Source organism: Falsirhodobacter sp. alg1, from assembly GCF_000739715.2.
Lineage (GTDB): Bacteria > Pseudomonadota > Alphaproteobacteria > Rhodobacterales > Rhodobacteraceae > Falsirhodobacter.
Genome location: NZ_BBJC02000003.1, coordinates 319,828 through 335,435, shown reverse-complemented (window position 1 = coordinate 335,435; position 15,608 = coordinate 319,828). Strand labels below are relative to the sequence as shown.

The following is a 15,608-nucleotide window of genomic DNA, read 5'->3' as shown; positions in this document are numbered from 1 at the left end:
CCTGCACGATATAACGCAAGAGAACAACCATGACCTACCATGCGAAATCAGACTTCCTCCGGGTGATGATGGAACGCGGTTACCTTGCCGATTGCACTGATTATCAGGCACTCGACGAGGCATGCTGCAAAGGCACGGTCTCTGCTTATATCGGCTATGACGCGACGGCGGCTTCGCTGCACGTCGGGCATCTGTTGAACATCATGATGCTGCGCTGGCTGCAAAAAACCGGGCATAAGCCGATCACCCTGATGGGCGGCGGCACGACCAAGGTCGGAGACCCTTCGTTCAGGGCGGACGAACGCCCCCTGCTGACCAGCGACCAGATCGATGCCAATATTTCCGGCATGCAACGGGTATTCGCCAAATACCTGTCCTATGGCGATGGTGCCACGGATGCCATAATGCTCAACAATGCCGAGTGGCTGGACAATCTGAACTACCTTGAATTCCTGCGCGACATCGGCCGCCATTTCTCGGTAAACCGGATGCTGGCCTTTGAATCGGTCAAATCGCGCCTGGACCGCGAGCAGAGTCTGTCGTTCCTCGAATTCAACTACATGATCCTGCAAGCTTATGATTTCATGGAACTGAACCGCCGTTACGGCTGTGTCCTGCAGATGGGCGGTTCGGATCAGTGGGGCAATATCATCAACGGGATCGACCTGACCCGTCGTACGCTGGACACGCAACTGTTCGGATTGACCTCTCCCCTGCTGACCACCTCCGACGGCCGCAAGATGGGCAAATCGGCGGGTGGTGCCATGTGGCTGGATGGCGATATGCTGTCGCCCTATGATTTCTGGCAGTTCTGGCGCAATACCACCGATGCGGACGTGGGCCGTTTCCTGAAGCTCTATACCGAACTGCCGGTTGAGGAATGCGAGCGTCTTGGCGCCCTGCAGGGATCGGAAATCAACGAAGGCAAGGTCATTCTGGCCAATGAAGTTACCACCCTTCTGCATGGTGCGGCAGCAGCGGCAGCGGCGGCGGAAACCGCGCGGGCCGTGTTCGAACAGGGCGGCGTGGGCGGCGAACTGGAAGTGGTCACACTGCCCGCGGATACACTGCGTGCTGGCCTTGCCGTTACCCGCTTTCTGGTGGAGTCCGGCCTCGTTTCCTCGGGTAAGGAAGCGAAACGTCTGGTTGCCGAAAGCGGTCTGCGGTTCAACAACGACCTTGTCACCGACCCGAACATGGTAGTGACGGCGGAAACGGTTGGTGCCGAAATGAAAGTGTCCATCGGGAAGAAAAAGCACAGGTTGCTAAGACTTTCCTGATGGGGGTTGCCGCAGCGTTCCGGCGCTGCATTATAGAACATAAGCGAACAACAGGCACACGGAACATGACAATCAAGGCAACTCTGGCAGCGACGGCAATGCTTGCGGCATTGGCTGGCTGTGCGCAGATGACGGCATTGACGGGGGTGGGCCAAGAGACGGCCGCAACCGATACAGTGCCACAAGAACCCGAATTCTTCGAAAACGCATATGTGGCGAAGGACGCGGGCCGTTATGACCTTCCGGCGGTACCGGAAGACCAGATCCCGGTCGCCTATCGCCGCCAGATCGTCCCCTATACGACCACCGAAGTTCCCGGCACGCTCGTGATCGATCCGACACATGCCGTGCTGTATTTCGTGCTCGAGGGCGGACGCGCGATCCGCTACGGCATCTCTGTCGGTCGTGACGGTTTCGGATGGTCCGGTATCGCAAAGGTTTCCCGCAAGGGAAGCTGGCCGACCTGGACCCCCCCGTCGGAAATGATCGACCGCCAACCCAGCCTTGAGAAATGGCGGGGCGGGATGCCCGGTGGACCGGAAAACCCCTTGGGCGCACGTGCGATCTATCTGACCGTGAACGGTATCGATTACGGCTGGCGCGTGCATGGAACCCCCGAATGGCGGACAATCGGCAAACGGGCATCCTCGGGTTGTTTCCGCATGATCCAGCAGGATGTACTGGACTTGTACGAGCGTGTTCAGGTTGATGCGCGCGTGGTGGTGCTGACGGCCGATGGTGAAACACCCACGACGCTGACAATGCCGCCGCCTGCCCCGAAACCGGCAGCAAAGCCCAAGGCCAAACCTGCGCCCGTTGCGGAAACTGCCGCGGCAGGTGTGGTGGAAACCAAACCGCTGGCGGATACTGCAGCCAACACGACCGTGCCCGACGTGGCTGAAACGACGGATACGCCCGATCCGGCCCCGGCAGAACCTGCGACCGAGACACCGAGCGAACCGGAGCCTGCCCCCGAGGCCGCCCCGGTACAGCCCGACGCGCAGGCTGCGCCGGAAAGCCCAGCAGCAACCGATGAACCGGCACAGACCGAAGACCCCTCTTCGGAAACGCCACCCTCGGTTTACATCACGCCACTCCGCTGATCTTCAAAGGGCCGTGCAGATGCGCGGCCCTTTGCATTTATTTTAGGCATTCTGCCATCGTGCAGCACCCTTCACCTTCGCCTCATCACAATCTATGTTCGGGCCCAAGTACGGGAGATTTCTTCATGCGTGGCACCTCGCACCGCCCTGTCATCGGGATCATCGGCAACAACCAGCATCTGAACGAGGGATATGCGGCGCATACCAGTGGCAGCATGTGTACCGAAGCCATTGCCCGTGCCGCCGGTTGCATGCCGATCATCATTCCATCCGACCCACGCCTGGTATCCACGGATGAACTGCTGGATCTTTGCGACGGTTTTTTGCTGACCGGTGGGCGCCCCAACGTCCATCCAGAGGAATATGGCGAAGAGGAAACCCCCGCGCATGGTGCGTTCGACCGGCTGCGTGATGCGGTGACTCTGCCGTTGGTACGGGCTTGCGTAGATCGGGGACAGCCATTTTTCGGCATATGCCGTGGCTTTCAAGAGGTGAATGTCGCCATGGGTGGCACGCTCTACCCTGAAATCCGCGATTTGCCGGGCCGCATGAACCACCGCATGCCCCCGGATGGCACGCAGGAAGAAAAATTTGCGATGCGCCACATCGTCCGGTTTTCCGAAGATGGGCCCTTTGCAAAATTGATGGGCAGTTCCGAGGTGCTGACGAACTCGCTTCATGGGCAAGGGATCAAGACCGCCGGGAAACGTGTGGTCATCGATGGTTACGCACCCGACGGTACGCCCGAGGCCATCTATATCGCCGATGCGCCCGGCTTCACCTATTCGGTACAATGGCACCCGGAATGGAATGCGGCGGGCGATCCGGTTTCCCGCCCGCTGTTCGAGGCATTCGGTGCCGCCGCGGGCGAGTGGTCGGCAGAAAAACGCGGGTTCCGGCGGAGCGCTTAAGCGCTCTCACCGATCACACGGGCAGCCGCTTCGACGCCGCCTTTGCCGTGCGGAATACCGAGCGCGACCATGGCCGCCTCGATCACAGCAATCGCACCCAGCGTCATGTGTGCGTTCACATGGCCCATATGGGCAACGCGAAGAAATCCGTGATATTCCGGTGACGCCGGATCAGCCATGCCCAGCCCGATCCCGAGCGTGACGCCGGCCTTGTGTTCGGTCCATCGACGGATCTCCGTGGCATGGGGGGCTCCGAAACGCGCTGCCGTCACGGCATAGGCACGAAAGGCCGGTTCGGGGACATTCAGCCCGATTTCCGGATTATCGGTGCCCCACGCATCGAAAGCCGCCCAAACGGCACGGGCCAGGGCTTCGTGGCGCTTCCAGACGGCCTCCAACCCCTCCTCCCGCAGCATTTTCAGCGCTTCGGCAAGGCCGAACAGGTGATGCGTGGGCGCGGTGCCTGCGAATTGTTCGTAGAACATTTTGAAATCGTTGCGCGGCGTCCAATTCCAGATCGGCGTGCACAAATCGGTTTTCGGAAGATCCCGCGCCTTGTCCGAGAACCACACAAAGGCCAGCCCCGGCGGTGTCATCAGCCCCTTCTGGCTGGCCGAGATCATGACGTCCACGCCCCATTGGTCCATCAGGAACGGATCGCACCCCAGCGATGCGACGCAATCCACCGCCAGCAACGCATCGCTTCCGGCGGCATCGATGGCCGCACGAACCTCGGAAATGTTGTTGCGGATGGTGGTGGCGGTATCGACATGCGTGACCAGAACAGCCTTGATCGCGGGATCCGCCCGCAAAGCCTCGGTCACGCGTGCGGGGTCCACCGGAGAATGACGGCCAAAATCCAGTTCCTGCACATCGACGCACATACCACGGGCCGTTTGTGCCCAGGTCTTGCCGAAATGTCCTGTCTGCAGAACCAGTGCCCGATCCCCGCGCGAAAAGATATTCGCATTGGCCGCTTCCCACCCGGCATGGCCATTGCCCATATAAATGGCAACATTCTGCGTTGTGCCTGCCAACCACTTCAGATCGGAGCGGATCTCCTTGACGAGGTCGTAAAGCTCACCTTCGTAGATGTTCGGCGCAGCACGGTGCATGGCGTTGAGAACACGGTCCGGCATTACCGAAGGTCCTGGAATTGCAAGGTAATGTCGACCGTTGGCTAGGCTCATCGTCTATTCCCCAAAACTTGTGTAGCAATTGCGTACGCCCCGCAAATACTCGCGTCAATGCCACGCGCTTGTCAGCCCCCGCGCGTCGGGGTAGACCCTTCCGCAAAGGCGGAGATGGCCATTGTCCGAGACAGACCCGAACGACAGCACCGATCCCCGTTACTCATCCGGCCGCCTTTTTGGCCGGTTGTGGTCGGGCTATCTGCATAAGCATAAAGGGATGATGGCCTTCGCCTTCGCCCTGATGGTGATTGAAGGCTCCACGTTGGGGACGCTTTCATGGATGATAAAACCGTTATTCGACAAGGTGTTCGCCCCGGGCGGTGAAAGCGCGCTGGTCTGGGTCGGATTTGCGATCCTTGGTCTGTTTGTAGTCCGTGCCATCACGTCGATCCTGTCGAAGGCGATTCTGACACGCATTTCGCAGCGCAGTTCCACCGCGATGCAGGCGGATCTGCTGCGCCACCTGATGACGCTGGATCAGGCGTTCTTTCAGCGCAACTCTCCGGGGCAGCTCATCGAGCGGGTCCAAGGCGACACGATGGCGGTTCAGGGAGTATGGACATCGGTCATTACCGGCGTGGGGCGGGATACGATCGCACTGGTCGGTCTGTTCACCGTGGCATTGACAATCGATGTGAAGTGGACGCTGGCCGCCATGATCGGCACGCCCTTGCTGCTGCTGCCGGCCATCATCGTGCAGCGCTATATCCGCCGCAAGGTTGGGCAGACCCGTGCACAGGCAGGGTTGCGCGCCACACGGCTGGACGAGATTTTTCATGGAATCCAGGCAATCAAGCTGAACGGCATGGAAGATTATCAGGCAGGCCGCTTCCGCTCTATCGTCGGGCGGATTGTCAGCGCCGAGGTAAAGACAGCGACGGGGCGGGCATCCATGCCCGCGCTGATAGATATCGTCACGGGACTGGGCTTTTTTACCGTGCTGATGCTTGCTGGAGGACAGATCACTTCGGGTGATCGGACCGTGGGTGAATTCATGTCCTTCTTCACGGCCATGGCCCTGACGTTCCAGCCTATGCGCCGTCTGGGGGATATGGCCGGATTTTGGCAGGTGGCTGCCACCAGCCTGACCCGCATTTTCCGCCTGTTCGACATGACTCCGTCTGAACGCCCCCCCGCCACGGCCAAACCGTCGGGAAAACCGCCCCGGATAGAGCTGCGTGATGTGCATTTCGGATATGGCGATATGCCGGTTCTGAACGGTACGTCATTTGTTGCCGCAGCCGGCAAGATGACCGCCCTTGTCGGGGCTTCCGGCGCGGGGAAAAGCACGATCTTCCATCTGCTGACCGGCCTTGCCCAGCCTGCCTCCGGCGCAATCCTCATGGATGACACCGATACCGAGGCGTTTGCGCTACGGGATCTGCGATCGCAGTTTGCGGTTGTCTCACAGGACTCGGCCCTGTTCGACGAAACCATCAGGGAGAATGTGGTTCTTGGCCGCAATCTGCCCGAAGACCGTCTACGCAAGGCTCTGGATGCGGCGCATGTGACCGAGTTCGTGAGCAATCTGCCCAACGATGTGGATACGGCAGCCGGGCCGAGGGGCTCCGCGCTATCGGGTGGCCAGCGGCAGCGCGTGGCGATTGCCCGGGCCTTGATCTCGGACGCCCCTGTCCTTCTGATGGATGAGGCCACTTCGGCACTGGATGCCCAGTCCGAGGCCATGGTTGCCGCCGCATTGGCAACACATGGAAACGGGCGCACGATGCTGGTCATTGCCCACCGGCTGTCCACAATCCGTGAGGCGGACAGCATCGTGGTGATGGACGAAGGTCGTGTTGTCGACCAAGGCACGCATGACGAGCTTTTGGCCCGGGGCGGACTATATGCCGACTTGTACCGCCTGCAATTCAGGGACCAGACATGACCCAACGTATCCTGTGGACAATCAATGGCACCGACCGCTTGGACTTTCTGCAGAACCTTGTCACCAACGATGTGATGGTTTTGCGTCAGGATGGCATCATCTGGACGGGTCTTCTGACACCACAGGGAAAATACCTCGCGGATTTCTTTGTCCTGCGCAGGGGAGATGACCTGTTGATCGATATTGCCGAACCTCTGGCAGAAAGCACGCTCCGGCGCCTTTCGATGTACAGGTTGCGCGCTGATGTGCAGATCGTGCCGTCAGATCTGAAGGTCGCACGGGGCCTTGGCCCGATGCCCGACGGGGCATTTGCGGATCCTCGACACTCCGGGATGGGCTGGCGCCTTTACGATACGGATGCAATTGAGGCACCCGAGGATTGGGATGCCCTGCGCGTTCGACATACAATTCCCGAAAGCGGGATCGAGCTGACGCCTGATACATTCATTCTGGAGGCCGGCTTCGAGCGCCTGAATGGTGTGGATTTCCGCAAGGGATGCTACGTCGGGCAGGAAGTTACCGCCCGCATGAAACACAAGACCGAGTTGAAAAAGGGCTTGCGCCGCGTCGCGATCAGCAAGCCGGTTCCGGTCGGAACAGAAATAACAGCCAATGAAAAACCGGCAGGAACGATTTTTACGACTGCCGGAAACGAGGCAATTGCATATCTGCGATTTGACCGGATCAATTCCGGAATGATGGCAAATAACGCCACCGTCTCTATTATTGACTGATCGAAATCGTTAAAATATCTGATTAACGCGCAGCAGAAATTAACCATACATTTTCCACATTTAACGGAACATGTATAGGAATGACCTTCTGATGCAGGAAGGTCACAGTCTTTGATTTACATAAAGCTGTATCTGACAAAAGAATTAACAATTCCCTAACAAGGGTGCATAGAGTCGAAGATAGACGAATAATTCTCCCAACCCTCCCGAGGAGTACCCCATGTTCAAAACCAGCTACGCATTCGCTACCGCTGCCGTTGCAGCCATCGCTTCGCCCGCACTGGCCGGTGGCCCTGTTGTTCCGGTAGCAGAACCGGTTGTTGCCGCTCCGGTGGCTGTTGTGCCCGCTGCTCCGACATTTGCAGGCGGCTATGTTGGTGGTGGCATCGGCTACGCCTTCGGTAGCGATGATGGCGTTGGCGTACGTCGCGCAAACAACACCTCCTTCCGCAACTTCACCATCGGTGACGTCGCTCCTTCCGGTGTTGAAGTGAACGCGCACGCCGGTTACCGCTGGCAGCAACCGGGCAGCAACTTCGTCTACGGCGTCGAAGGCATGATCTCGACCGGCGAAGTAGAAGATTCCATTGAATCAGGCGATTATGCTGCCGCTGCGAAAATGCAGTACAGCGTGACACTGCGCGGTACGCTGGGTTACACCGTACGTCCTGACACGCTGCTGTACGGCTTTGCCGGTTACACCGCTGGCCGCTCGGAATACACCGTTGTCGGCCCGCTGGGCATCATCGACGAAACGGATGATGTTGACGGCTACGTCCTCGGCTTCGGCGCAGAAAAGTTCATCAACGACAAATGGTCGGTTCGTGGCGAGTACGAGTACTCCAACTACGGCAGCACCGACATCACCTCGAAAAACGGCGCTTACTACACAAAGAACACGCCGGAATTCAACACCATCCGCGTCGGCGTGAACTACAACTTCTGATAAGAAATCATCTTGCATGATTTGACGGTGGCTTTTGCAAAATAGCCACCGTTTCGCTTGCTTAAATAAGATATTAGGATAATGATCGCCTAGTTATCAAAAAGCGAGTATGGTCGTTTCTATGCAAATGGCCCCGAACCCCCAAATTCCAACTGCTTTTCCATCCTGTATTGGACGTGGAACGCTTGTGGATACATATCACGGGCCAATTCCGGTTGAAGATCTTGTAATCGGCGACAAGATCATGACCAAAGACGACGGCTTCCAACCCGTTAAATGGCTTGGAAATATCGCCGCCGAAGCACGGGGCCGTCATGCCCCCGTTCGCATTGCCCCCGGAACCCTTGGCAACAGCCGCAGCCTTATCGTATCGCAATACCAGCCCCTGCTTGTCAGCGACTGGCGCGCCGAACTTCTGTTTGGGGAACGAGAGGTTCTGATCCCGGCCCACCACCTGGTGAACAACGAAACGATCTGGGTGCAGGAAGGTGGGTTGATCGATTACTTCATGATTCTCTTTCCCCGGCATCAGGTTTTCTACACGCAGGATTCATTTGCCAGCAGCTTTCACCCTGCATCCCCGGGGTTGGAGATGATCGGCAATGACGGGCAGAACCGCCTGCGCCGCGCCCTGCCCGCCCTGGCAAACAACTGGGAGGCATATGGCGCCCCCGCACGGCCCATCCTGAAATCCTTTGAGGTTCGCGCGATGCGCGCCTTCGGATCGTGAACACAGCATTGCCGCTTCTATTCAAATATGTAAGGAAGACGGCATCGCGCAACCGAACACGAGCTTGCCATGACTGATTTCGCTACACGCCGCACTGTAATGGTTGATACGCAGGTGCGCCCATCCGATGTAACGACCTATAGCATCATTGATGCGATGCTGAAGGTTGCCCGCGAACGCTATGTTCCCGATTCCATGCGCGAAGCGGCCTATGCCGGGGAAAACATCGAAATCGGGGGGCAGCGCGTGGTGCTGGAGGCGCGGACCTTCGCCAAGATGCTTGATGCCCTTGATATCCGCAGCACGGAACTTGTTCTCGATATCGGCTGTGCGCTTGGCTATTCCGCAGCTGTCATGGCGCGTTTGGCCGATGCCGTCATCGCGGTGGAGGAAAGCGCCCTCGCCGAGGAAGCTGAGCGCAACCTTTCGGAGGATGCGGTTGATAACGCCGTCATCGTGGCAGGCGACATCACCCAGGGCGCGGCAAAACACGGGCCATATGACGTGATCCTGATCGAGGGCGGCGTGGAAGAAATTCCACCGGCCATTCTGGATCAGTTGAAAGAAAGCGGCCGTATCGCTGCTGTTTTCATGGAGCGTAATCTGGGCGTGGTGCGCATCGGGTACAAGGTAGATGGCATCGTCAACTGGCGCCCGCTGTTCAATGCCTCTGCCCCGATCCTGCCCGGTTTTGAAAAAGTCCGCGATTTCGTTCTGTAAGGCGTCTTGCCGCATCGGCCTCCCCTGCCTAGACTGAACCTGCAGCTACAAGGGGAAAACGATGCGCGATCCGATGGCTGAACCGCAGGTTGATGATGTCCTATCGTCCATCCGGCGACTGACGACGAGTGCCCCCGTGTCCGATACCGCCCCGCTTGGCAAACTGCTTCTGACGCCCGCATTGCGCGTCGATCCGGATCAATCGGCTGCATCACAGCTGCCCGTATCGGGGGATGTGCATGACCGAATGGCCCCTATCGATGAAGAAGTGCTTCACGATCTGATACGCGACCTGCTGACGGAAGAGCTGCAAGGCCCCTTCGGTGAAAAGATCACCCACAACATCCGCAAGATGGTGCGTGCCGAAATAAGTCGTGCCTTGGCACAGCACACTCAGAAATAAAAAAGCGCCCCCGCAAGGGAGCGCTGAATTCAGAAAGACCGGTAGGTTCAGGCAGCTTCTGCCTGATCCAGTTCCGCCGCATTGCGGCGTTCGCTTTCCTCGCGCGATAGCGCAACGGATGTCCGTACACCTTTGGCAACGAACTCCATCAAGCCCTTCACAACGCGCTCGTTCGGGTCGATCCCCGAGCAGGACAATACCTCACGGCCATCACGCGACCGCGCCCAACGGGCAATCTGGTCGGGGCCATTTCCATATTTCTTGTCATCCGCAATCGCATCATCCAACGCGGCGAGCACAACTGCGGCAAAGAGCTTGCGGGCACGTTGCCCCTGCTCAAAGTTGAACGCAGTGCTGTCAACAAAATCGGCCATCGCTTTTTTTCCTGTTCTTGCTCTTGCGGTTTCTGGCGTCTCGTGGGCTTAATCCCATTAACGTCTCATTAGGACTTCCAATTTGGAACGCCTGCCATGCGTATACTGCATGACGGGCCGCATCGCATACACAATTCAGTCATAATCGCTTTAATCACGGTTGGCATATAAGGCCGGTGTCCGAGCGATCAAGGTTTGCGCGCCATCGTCCTTAGCACTTTCTTAATCTGCAAAGCCTGTGTGTGTTGGGGCTTCCCTTGTAACTGCGGCTTGATTACGGTTTCGTGAATGTTTGATCGGAGAGATTGATGACGCGTTTTCTGACAGCCACAGCGATGGCAGCTTTGATTGCCGGCTCTGCACAAGCAGAGGATATCAAACTGGGAATCATCTTCGGATTCACAGGCCCTCTGGAATCGATCACGCCCGCCATGGCCGCAGGGGCCGAAATGGCGATGACCGAAGTGACCGAATCCGGCGCACTTTTGGACAATTCCACCGTCACTGCGGTCCGCGCCGATTCCACATGTGTGGATGCCACGGCGGCGGCTGCTGCTGCAGAGCGTCTGGTAACATCGGACAAGGTAAAGGCAATCGTCGGCGCGGATTGCTCCGGTGTGTCATCGGCCATCCTGCAAAACGTGGCACGCCCGAACGGCATCGTCATGATCTCCCCCTCGTCAACCTCACCCGGTTTGTCGCATACCGAGGATGACGGCCTCTTCTTCCGCACGGCGCCCTCGGATGCGCGCCAGGGCGAAATCATGGCCGACATCATCAGTGAGCGCGGCATCAAGAGCGCGGCTGTCACCTACACCAACAGCGATTACGGCAATGGCCTTGCCAACAGCTTTGCGACCGCCTTTGAGGCAAAGGGGGGCGAGGTCACCATCCAGTCGTCGCATGATGACGGCAAGGCGGACTACTCGGCTGAAATTGCGGCCCTCGCCTCGGCGGGTGGTGAAATTCTGGTCGTGGCAGGCTATGTCGATCAGGGTGGCCGTGGCATCGTGCAGGGCGCATTGGATACCGGCGCCTTCGATACATTCTATTTCCCCGATGGCATGTACGGAGACTCTCTGCTGGAGACATTCGGTGATGATCTGGACGGATCCTTTGGCGACGTTCCTTCCGCCGATGGTGACAATGCGACCGCGTTCCAGACCCTCGCATCGGATGCCGGACTGGACGGCACCGCGGTTTACGCCGGCGAAAGCTACGATGCGGCGGCCCTGATCCTTCTGGCGATGCAGGCTGCAAAATCCTCCGACCCGCAAGCGTTCAAGTCGCATGTGTTCGATGTGGCCAATGCCCCCGGCGAAAAAATCAATCCGGGTGAACTGGGAAAGGCGCTGAAGCTTCTGGCTGATGGCGTGGACATCGATTATGTGGGCGCGACAAACGTCGAATTCGTGGAGCCGGGCGAAAGCCGCGGGACATTCCGCGAGTACGACATCGAGGATGGCGAAGCCAAGACAGTCGGCTTCCGCTGATACTGCCGGCACGGAACAAGGGAACCGGATGATACGGGTCGAAAATCTGCACCGTCATTTCGGTTCGTTCCGGGCGGTTGATGGCGTTTCCCTGACCATTCGCCAAGGGTCGATCACAGGTCTGATCGGCCCGAATGGCGCGGGGAAATCCACTTTATTCAATGTTCTGGCGGGCAGATTGCCCCCGACATCGGGCAAGGTCATGCTGGCGGGGGAGGATGTTACCGGCCTTCCGCCCCATGCGCTTTATGCCAAGGGTCTGCTTCGGACCTTCCAGATCGCACATGAATTCGGGTCCATGACCGTGCGCGAGAACCTGATGATGGTGCCGCCGCAAGCGGGGGAATCGCTTTGGGCCACGTGGTTCCAGCGGGGGCGCATCGCCAAGGATGAGCGCCGCCTGCGCGACAAGGCCGATGAGGTTCTGGAATTCCTGACCATCAGCCATATTGCCGATGAAAAGGCCGCAAATATTTCGGGCGGTCAGAAAAAGCTGGTGGAACTGGGCCGCACCATGATGGCCGATGCCCGTATCGTGTTTCTCGACGAGGTCGGCGCGGGTGTGAACCGCACCCTGCTGAACACCATTGCCGATGCGATCCAGCGTTTGAACCGCGAACGCGGCTACACCTTTTGTGTGATCGAGCATGATATGGATTTCATTGGTCGCATCTGCGATCCGGTTATCGTGATGGCCGCAGGCCGGGTTCTGGCTGAAGACACACCTGACAATATCCTGCAGAACGAGGCCGTGATCGAAGCCTATCTTGGAACAGGTCGCAAGGCAGGTACCGTCAATGTCTGAACCCCTGTTGATTGGTCAATCCATGGTCGGCGGCTATGGCGCCGCCAATATCCTGAACGGCTGCACCATTTCCGTCCAGCGCGGAGAGATTGCGGTGATTGTCGGTCCCAATGGAGCCGGAAAATCCACCGCAATGAAGGCGATGTTCGGCATGATGTCGCTGCGCAGCGGCTCGGTCATGCTCAACGGGCAGGATATCACCGCCCTGTCGCCGCAGGACCGTGTGCCACTGGGGATGGCCTTCGTGCCGCAGACCCATAATATCTTCACCTCCATGACGGTGCAGGAAAATCTGGAAATGGGTGCATTCCTGCGACGGGATAATATCCATGCCACATTGGAAATGGTGTATTACCTGTTTCCAGTTCTTGCGACCAAGCGCCATCAACCGGCGGGCGAGCTGTCGGGTGGGCAGCGTCAGCAGGTTGCCGTCGGGCGCGCCCTGATGACCGAGCCACGCGTGCTGATGCTGGACGAACCGACTGCCGGTGTTTCCCCCATCGTGATGGATGAATTGTTCGACCGCATCGTGGAAATTGCCCGCACAGGCATTTCGATCATGATGGTCGAACAGAACGCACGGCAGGCGCTGGAAATCGCGCACCGTGGGTACGTGCTGGTGCAGGGCGAGAACCGTTTCACCGATACCGGCGCGGCCCTTATGGCCGATCCCGATGTCCGCCGCAGCTTTTTGGGAGGCTGAGCGATGGATTTCCTCAATGCCATGGTCGTTCTCGCAAACTTCGTCGTCATCCCGGCGCTTGCCTACGGGGCGCAGCTGGCGCTTGGCGCGCTTGGGGTAACGCTTGTTTACGGGCTGCTGCGTTTTTCGAACTTTGCGCATGGTGATACGATGGCCTTCGGGACCATGGTGACCATTCTGGCCACATGGGGGCTTCAGGCGGCAGGCATCGGCTTTGGCCCCCTGCCCACCGCGCTTCTGGCCCTGCCGGTCGGGATTGCCGGAACCGCGCTGTTCGCTTTGGCGACGGACCGTGCCGTTTACCGTTTTTACCGCAAGAATCGTGCCGCGCCGATCATCATGACCATGGCCTCGCTCGGGGTGATGTTTGTGATGAATGGCGTGGTCCGTTTCGTGATCGGTGTGGACGACATCTCCTTTGCGGATGGAGAGCGCTTTCTGGTGACGGCGCGCGATTTCCGTGATGCGACCGGCCTTGACGAAGGGCTGGCAATCCGGATGACGCAGATCATCACGCTTGTGGTGGCCGGCGTGGCCATGGCCTTGCTGTTCTGGTTCCTGAACCGCACGCGTACCGGAAAATCCATGCGGGCCTTTGCCGATAATGAGGATCTGGCCCGTCTGTCCGGGATCAATCCCGAACGGGTCGTCCGGCTGACATGGATCATCGTTGCGGCATTGGCCACAACGGCGGGCGTGCTGTACGGGTTGGACAAAAGCTTCAAGGCGTTCACCTATTTCCAGCTGTTGCTGCCGATTTTCGCAGCCGCGGTGGTTGGTGGCCTCGGCAGCCCGCTTGGCGCGGTGGCCGGCGGGTTCCTGATCGCGTTCAGCGAGGTCGGGATCACCTATGCGTGGAAAAAGGTCGCAACCTACGTCCTCCCAGAAGCGCTGGCCCCCGATGGATTGGCCCAGCTTCTTTCCACAGATTATAAATTCGCCGTCAGCTTTGCCCTACTGGTTCTGGTGCTTCTGGTGCGTCCGACAGGCCTATTCCGCGGGAAATCGGTATGATGCGAAATGTTCTTCTGTTTGCACTGGTCGCGGCCCTGTTCATTCTGACCGGCGCCCTGCAAAGCTGGAACTCTGCTCTGGGTATCCTCAACATGGCCGTGATCTCTGCGATCATGGCCATCGGGCTCAATATGCAGTGGGGCTATGCGGGCCTGTTCAACGTCGGGGTCATGGGTTTTGCTGCCCTGGGCGGATTGGGCGTCGTGCTGACGTCGACATCCCCGGTACAGGGTGCGATGGCCGCAGGGGGCTGGCGCATTCTGGGCGCATTGATCTTTGCGGTGGCGGTAATCGTTCTGGCGCGCATCCTGTGGCTCCGCACCACGGGCAAGATCCGTTACTGGCTGCTGGCGGCCTGCCTGATTGTCGGCGCCATCATCTTCCGCATCATTTTCGATGCAGGTGTCGAAGGTGTCGAATCCATCCGCCCGACGCTGGAGGGGAACATCGGCGGTCTGGGGTTGCCGGTGCTGCTGGCCTGGCCCGTCGGGGCAATCCTTGCGGCCGGGGCTGCATGGGCTATCGGCAAAACCGCCCTCGGCCTGCGTTCGGATTATCTTGCGATTGCCACGCTCGGGATTGCAGAAATCATCCTGTCGGTCATGCGGAACGAAGAATGGATGTCACGGGGCGTGAAGAACGTGATCGGCCTGCCCCGCCCCGTCCCCTACGAAGTGAATTTGCAACAGGATCCGGATTTCGTAGCCTGGGTGGTAAGGCATGGCTTCGATCCCGTCACGGCCTCCTCCATCGTGGTGAAGCTGTGCTATCTAGGCCTTTTCGGCCTCGTACTGGCCGGGATCATGCTGCTGGCGGAACTGGCGCTCCGCTCCCCCTGGGGGCGTATGATGCGGGCAATCCGCGACAACGAGATTGCGGCCTCAGCCATGGGCAAGGACGTAAAGGCACGTCACCTCCAGATCTTCATCATCGGATCTGCGGTTATCGGCCTTGCCGGTGCAATGATGACCACGCTTGATGCGCAACTCACGCCATCAAGCTATCAACCGCTGCGGTATACCTTCCTGATCTGGGTCATGGTCATTGTCGGCGGGTCCGGCAACAACTGGGGCGCCATGCTGGGCGGTTTCATCATCTGGTGGCTTTGGGTCATGGTAGAGCCGATTGGCACGGCCGCCCTGTCAACGCTGACCGATGCCCTGTCGGATGGCTGGCTCAAGGCACACCTGCAGGATGGCGTCGCCCATATCCGGCTTCTGACCATGGGCGTCATCCTGCTGCTGGTGTTGCGGTTCAACCCGCGCGGTCTGCTTCCCGAACGCTGATCCGCGCGGGTTTCCGCACCTTCAG

16 protein-coding genes are annotated in these 15,608 nt (G+C 58.9%); 14 read left to right on the top strand and 2 right to left on the bottom strand.

Going from position 1 to position 15,608, the window contains the following annotated elements:
* The first annotated feature begins 29 nt into the window (after positions 1-29).
* From tyrS to TR36_RS08075, 3 genes are all read left to right on the top strand, one after another.
* Positions 30-1,280: a tyrosine--tRNA ligase gene (tyrS, locus tag TR36_RS08085; protein WP_045390192.1), complete on the top strand. Its 1,251-nt coding sequence runs from the start codon at positions 30-32 to the stop codon at positions 1,278-1,280.
* Positions 1,281-1,345: 65 nt separating this feature from the next.
* Positions 1,346-2,383 (top strand): L,D-transpeptidase, encoded by a 1,038-nt coding sequence (locus tag TR36_RS14770; protein ID WP_067397922.1) that lies wholly within the window; start codon positions 1,346-1,348, stop codon positions 2,381-2,383.
* Positions 2,384-2,508: 125 nt separating this feature from the next.
* On the top strand, positions 2,509-3,294 hold the full coding sequence (locus TR36_RS08075; RefSeq protein ID WP_045390194.1) for a gamma-glutamyl-gamma-aminobutyrate hydrolase family protein: 786 nt from the start codon (positions 2,509-2,511) through the stop codon (positions 3,292-3,294).
* Here TR36_RS08075 and TR36_RS08070 read toward each other — a convergent pair.
* Positions 3,291-4,484 (bottom strand): alanine--glyoxylate aminotransferase family protein, encoded by a 1,194-nt coding sequence (locus tag TR36_RS08070; RefSeq protein ID WP_045390196.1) that lies wholly within the window; start codon positions 4,482-4,484, stop codon positions 3,291-3,293. The two genes, TR36_RS08075 and TR36_RS08070, sit on opposite strands and share 4 nt — an antisense overlap.
* Before the next feature lie 220 nt (positions 4,485-4,704).
* Here TR36_RS08070 and TR36_RS08065 point away from each other — a divergent pair, with 220 nt between their 5' ends.
* The 6 genes from TR36_RS08065 (at position 4,705) to TR36_RS08040 (ending at position 9,908) form a co-directional block, all read left to right on the top strand.
* Positions 4,705-6,375, top strand: coding sequence for an ABC transporter ATP-binding protein (locus tag TR36_RS08065; RefSeq protein ID WP_082714901.1), 1,671 nt, complete (start codon positions 4,705-4,707; stop codon positions 6,373-6,375).
* Positions 6,372-7,109, top strand: a complete 738-nt coding sequence (locus TR36_RS08060) for a folate-binding protein YgfZ (RefSeq protein WP_045390198.1) — start codon at positions 6,372-6,374, stop codon at positions 7,107-7,109. Before TR36_RS08065 ends, TR36_RS08060 begins: the two co-directional genes overlap by 4 nt.
* Before the next feature lie 220 nt (positions 7,110-7,329).
* Positions 7,330-8,055: an outer membrane protein gene (locus TR36_RS08055; RefSeq protein ID WP_045390200.1), complete on the top strand. Its 726-nt coding sequence runs from the start codon at positions 7,330-7,332 to the stop codon at positions 8,053-8,055.
* 109 nt (positions 8,056-8,164) lie between these two features.
* On the top strand, positions 8,165-8,785 hold the full coding sequence (locus TR36_RS08050) for a Hint domain-containing protein (RefSeq protein WP_052362588.1): 621 nt from the start codon (positions 8,165-8,167) through the stop codon (positions 8,783-8,785).
* Between the two features lie 69 nt (positions 8,786-8,854).
* Entirely contained in the window at positions 8,855-9,505 is a 651-nt protein-coding gene (locus tag TR36_RS08045) for a protein-L-isoaspartate O-methyltransferase (protein WP_045390202.1), read from the top strand.
* A 61-nt stretch (positions 9,506-9,566) separates the two neighbouring features.
* Entirely contained in the window at positions 9,567-9,908 is a 342-nt protein-coding gene (locus TR36_RS08040; protein WP_045390204.1) for a hypothetical protein, read from the top strand.
* Positions 9,909-9,955: 47 nt separating this feature from the next.
* Here the strand turns inward: TR36_RS08040 and TR36_RS08035 are convergent, their stop codons facing one another.
* Positions 9,956-10,282: a DUF6280 family protein gene (locus TR36_RS08035; protein WP_062762970.1), complete on the bottom strand. Its 327-nt coding sequence runs from the start codon at positions 10,280-10,282 to the stop codon at positions 9,956-9,958.
* A gap of 308 nt (positions 10,283-10,590) precedes the next feature.
* On the opposite strand from TR36_RS08035, the gene TR36_RS08030 reads away from it, so the two are divergent.
* The 5 genes from TR36_RS08030 to TR36_RS08010 are packed head-to-tail and all read left to right on the top strand — an operon-like array spanning position 10,591 to position 15,583.
* Positions 10,591-11,775: an ABC transporter substrate-binding protein gene (locus tag TR36_RS08030; RefSeq protein ID WP_045390210.1), complete on the top strand. Its 1,185-nt coding sequence runs from the start codon at positions 10,591-10,593 to the stop codon at positions 11,773-11,775.
* Between the two features lie 28 nt (positions 11,776-11,803).
* A complete protein-coding gene (locus TR36_RS08025) occupies positions 11,804-12,580 on the top strand; it encodes an ABC transporter ATP-binding protein (RefSeq protein WP_062762968.1) in 777 nt (258 codons plus the stop codon).
* Positions 12,573-13,283: an ABC transporter ATP-binding protein gene (locus TR36_RS08020; protein ID WP_045390216.1), complete on the top strand. Its 711-nt coding sequence runs from the start codon at positions 12,573-12,575 to the stop codon at positions 13,281-13,283. The genes TR36_RS08025 and TR36_RS08020 overlap by 8 nt, the downstream gene beginning before the upstream one ends.
* A 3-nt stretch (positions 13,284-13,286) precedes the next feature.
* Positions 13,287-14,297, top strand: a complete 1,011-nt coding sequence (locus tag TR36_RS08015) for a branched-chain amino acid ABC transporter permease (RefSeq protein ID WP_045390219.1) — start codon at positions 13,287-13,289, stop codon at positions 14,295-14,297.
* Complete coding sequence (locus tag TR36_RS08010; protein ID WP_153010526.1) at positions 14,294-15,583, top strand: branched-chain amino acid ABC transporter permease; 1,290 nt, start codon at positions 14,294-14,296, stop codon at positions 15,581-15,583. Before TR36_RS08015 ends, TR36_RS08010 begins: the two co-directional genes overlap by 4 nt.
* The last annotated feature ends 25 nt before the right edge of the window (positions 15,584-15,608 follow it).

Coding starts and splice junctions, on each gene's coding strand:
- TR36_RS14770 (WP_067397922.1), top strand. CDS start 1,346: ATGACAATCAAGGCAACTCTGGCAGCGACGGCAATGCTTGCGGCATTG.
- TR36_RS08065 (WP_082714901.1), top strand. CDS start 4,705: ATGATGGCCTTCGCCTTCGCCCTGATGGTGATTGAAGGCTCCACGTTG.
- TR36_RS08025 (WP_062762968.1), top strand. CDS start 11,804: ATGATACGGGTCGAAAATCTGCACCGTCATTTCGGTTCGTTCCGGGCG.
- TR36_RS08055 (WP_045390200.1), top strand. CDS start 7,330: ATGTTCAAAACCAGCTACGCATTCGCTACCGCTGCCGTTGCAGCCATC.
- TR36_RS08040 (WP_045390204.1), top strand. CDS start 9,567: ATGCGCGATCCGATGGCTGAACCGCAGGTTGATGATGTCCTATCGTCC.
- TR36_RS08030 (WP_045390210.1), top strand. CDS start 10,591: ATGACGCGTTTTCTGACAGCCACAGCGATGGCAGCTTTGATTGCCGGC.
- TR36_RS08060 (WP_045390198.1), top strand. CDS start 6,372: ATGACCCAACGTATCCTGTGGACAATCAATGGCACCGACCGCTTGGAC.
- tyrS (WP_045390192.1), top strand. CDS start 30: ATGACCTACCATGCGAAATCAGACTTCCTCCGGGTGATGATGGAACGC.
- TR36_RS08035 (WP_062762970.1), bottom strand. CDS start 10,282: ATGGCCGATTTTGTTGACAGCACTGCGTTCAACTTTGAGCAGGGGCAA.
- TR36_RS08075 (WP_045390194.1), top strand. CDS start 2,509: ATGCGTGGCACCTCGCACCGCCCTGTCATCGGGATCATCGGCAACAAC.
- TR36_RS08050 (WP_052362588.1), top strand. CDS start 8,165: ATGGTCGTTTCTATGCAAATGGCCCCGAACCCCCAAATTCCAACTGCT.
- TR36_RS08015 (WP_045390219.1), top strand. CDS start 13,287: ATGGATTTCCTCAATGCCATGGTCGTTCTCGCAAACTTCGTCGTCATC.
- TR36_RS08020 (WP_045390216.1), top strand. CDS start 12,573: ATGTCTGAACCCCTGTTGATTGGTCAATCCATGGTCGGCGGCTATGGC.
- TR36_RS08070 (WP_045390196.1), bottom strand. CDS start 4,484: ATGAGCCTAGCCAACGGTCGACATTACCTTGCAATTCCAGGACCTTCG.
- TR36_RS08045 (WP_045390202.1), top strand. CDS start 8,855: ATGACTGATTTCGCTACACGCCGCACTGTAATGGTTGATACGCAGGTG.
- TR36_RS08010 (WP_153010526.1), top strand. CDS start 14,294: ATGATGCGAAATGTTCTTCTGTTTGCACTGGTCGCGGCCCTGTTCATT.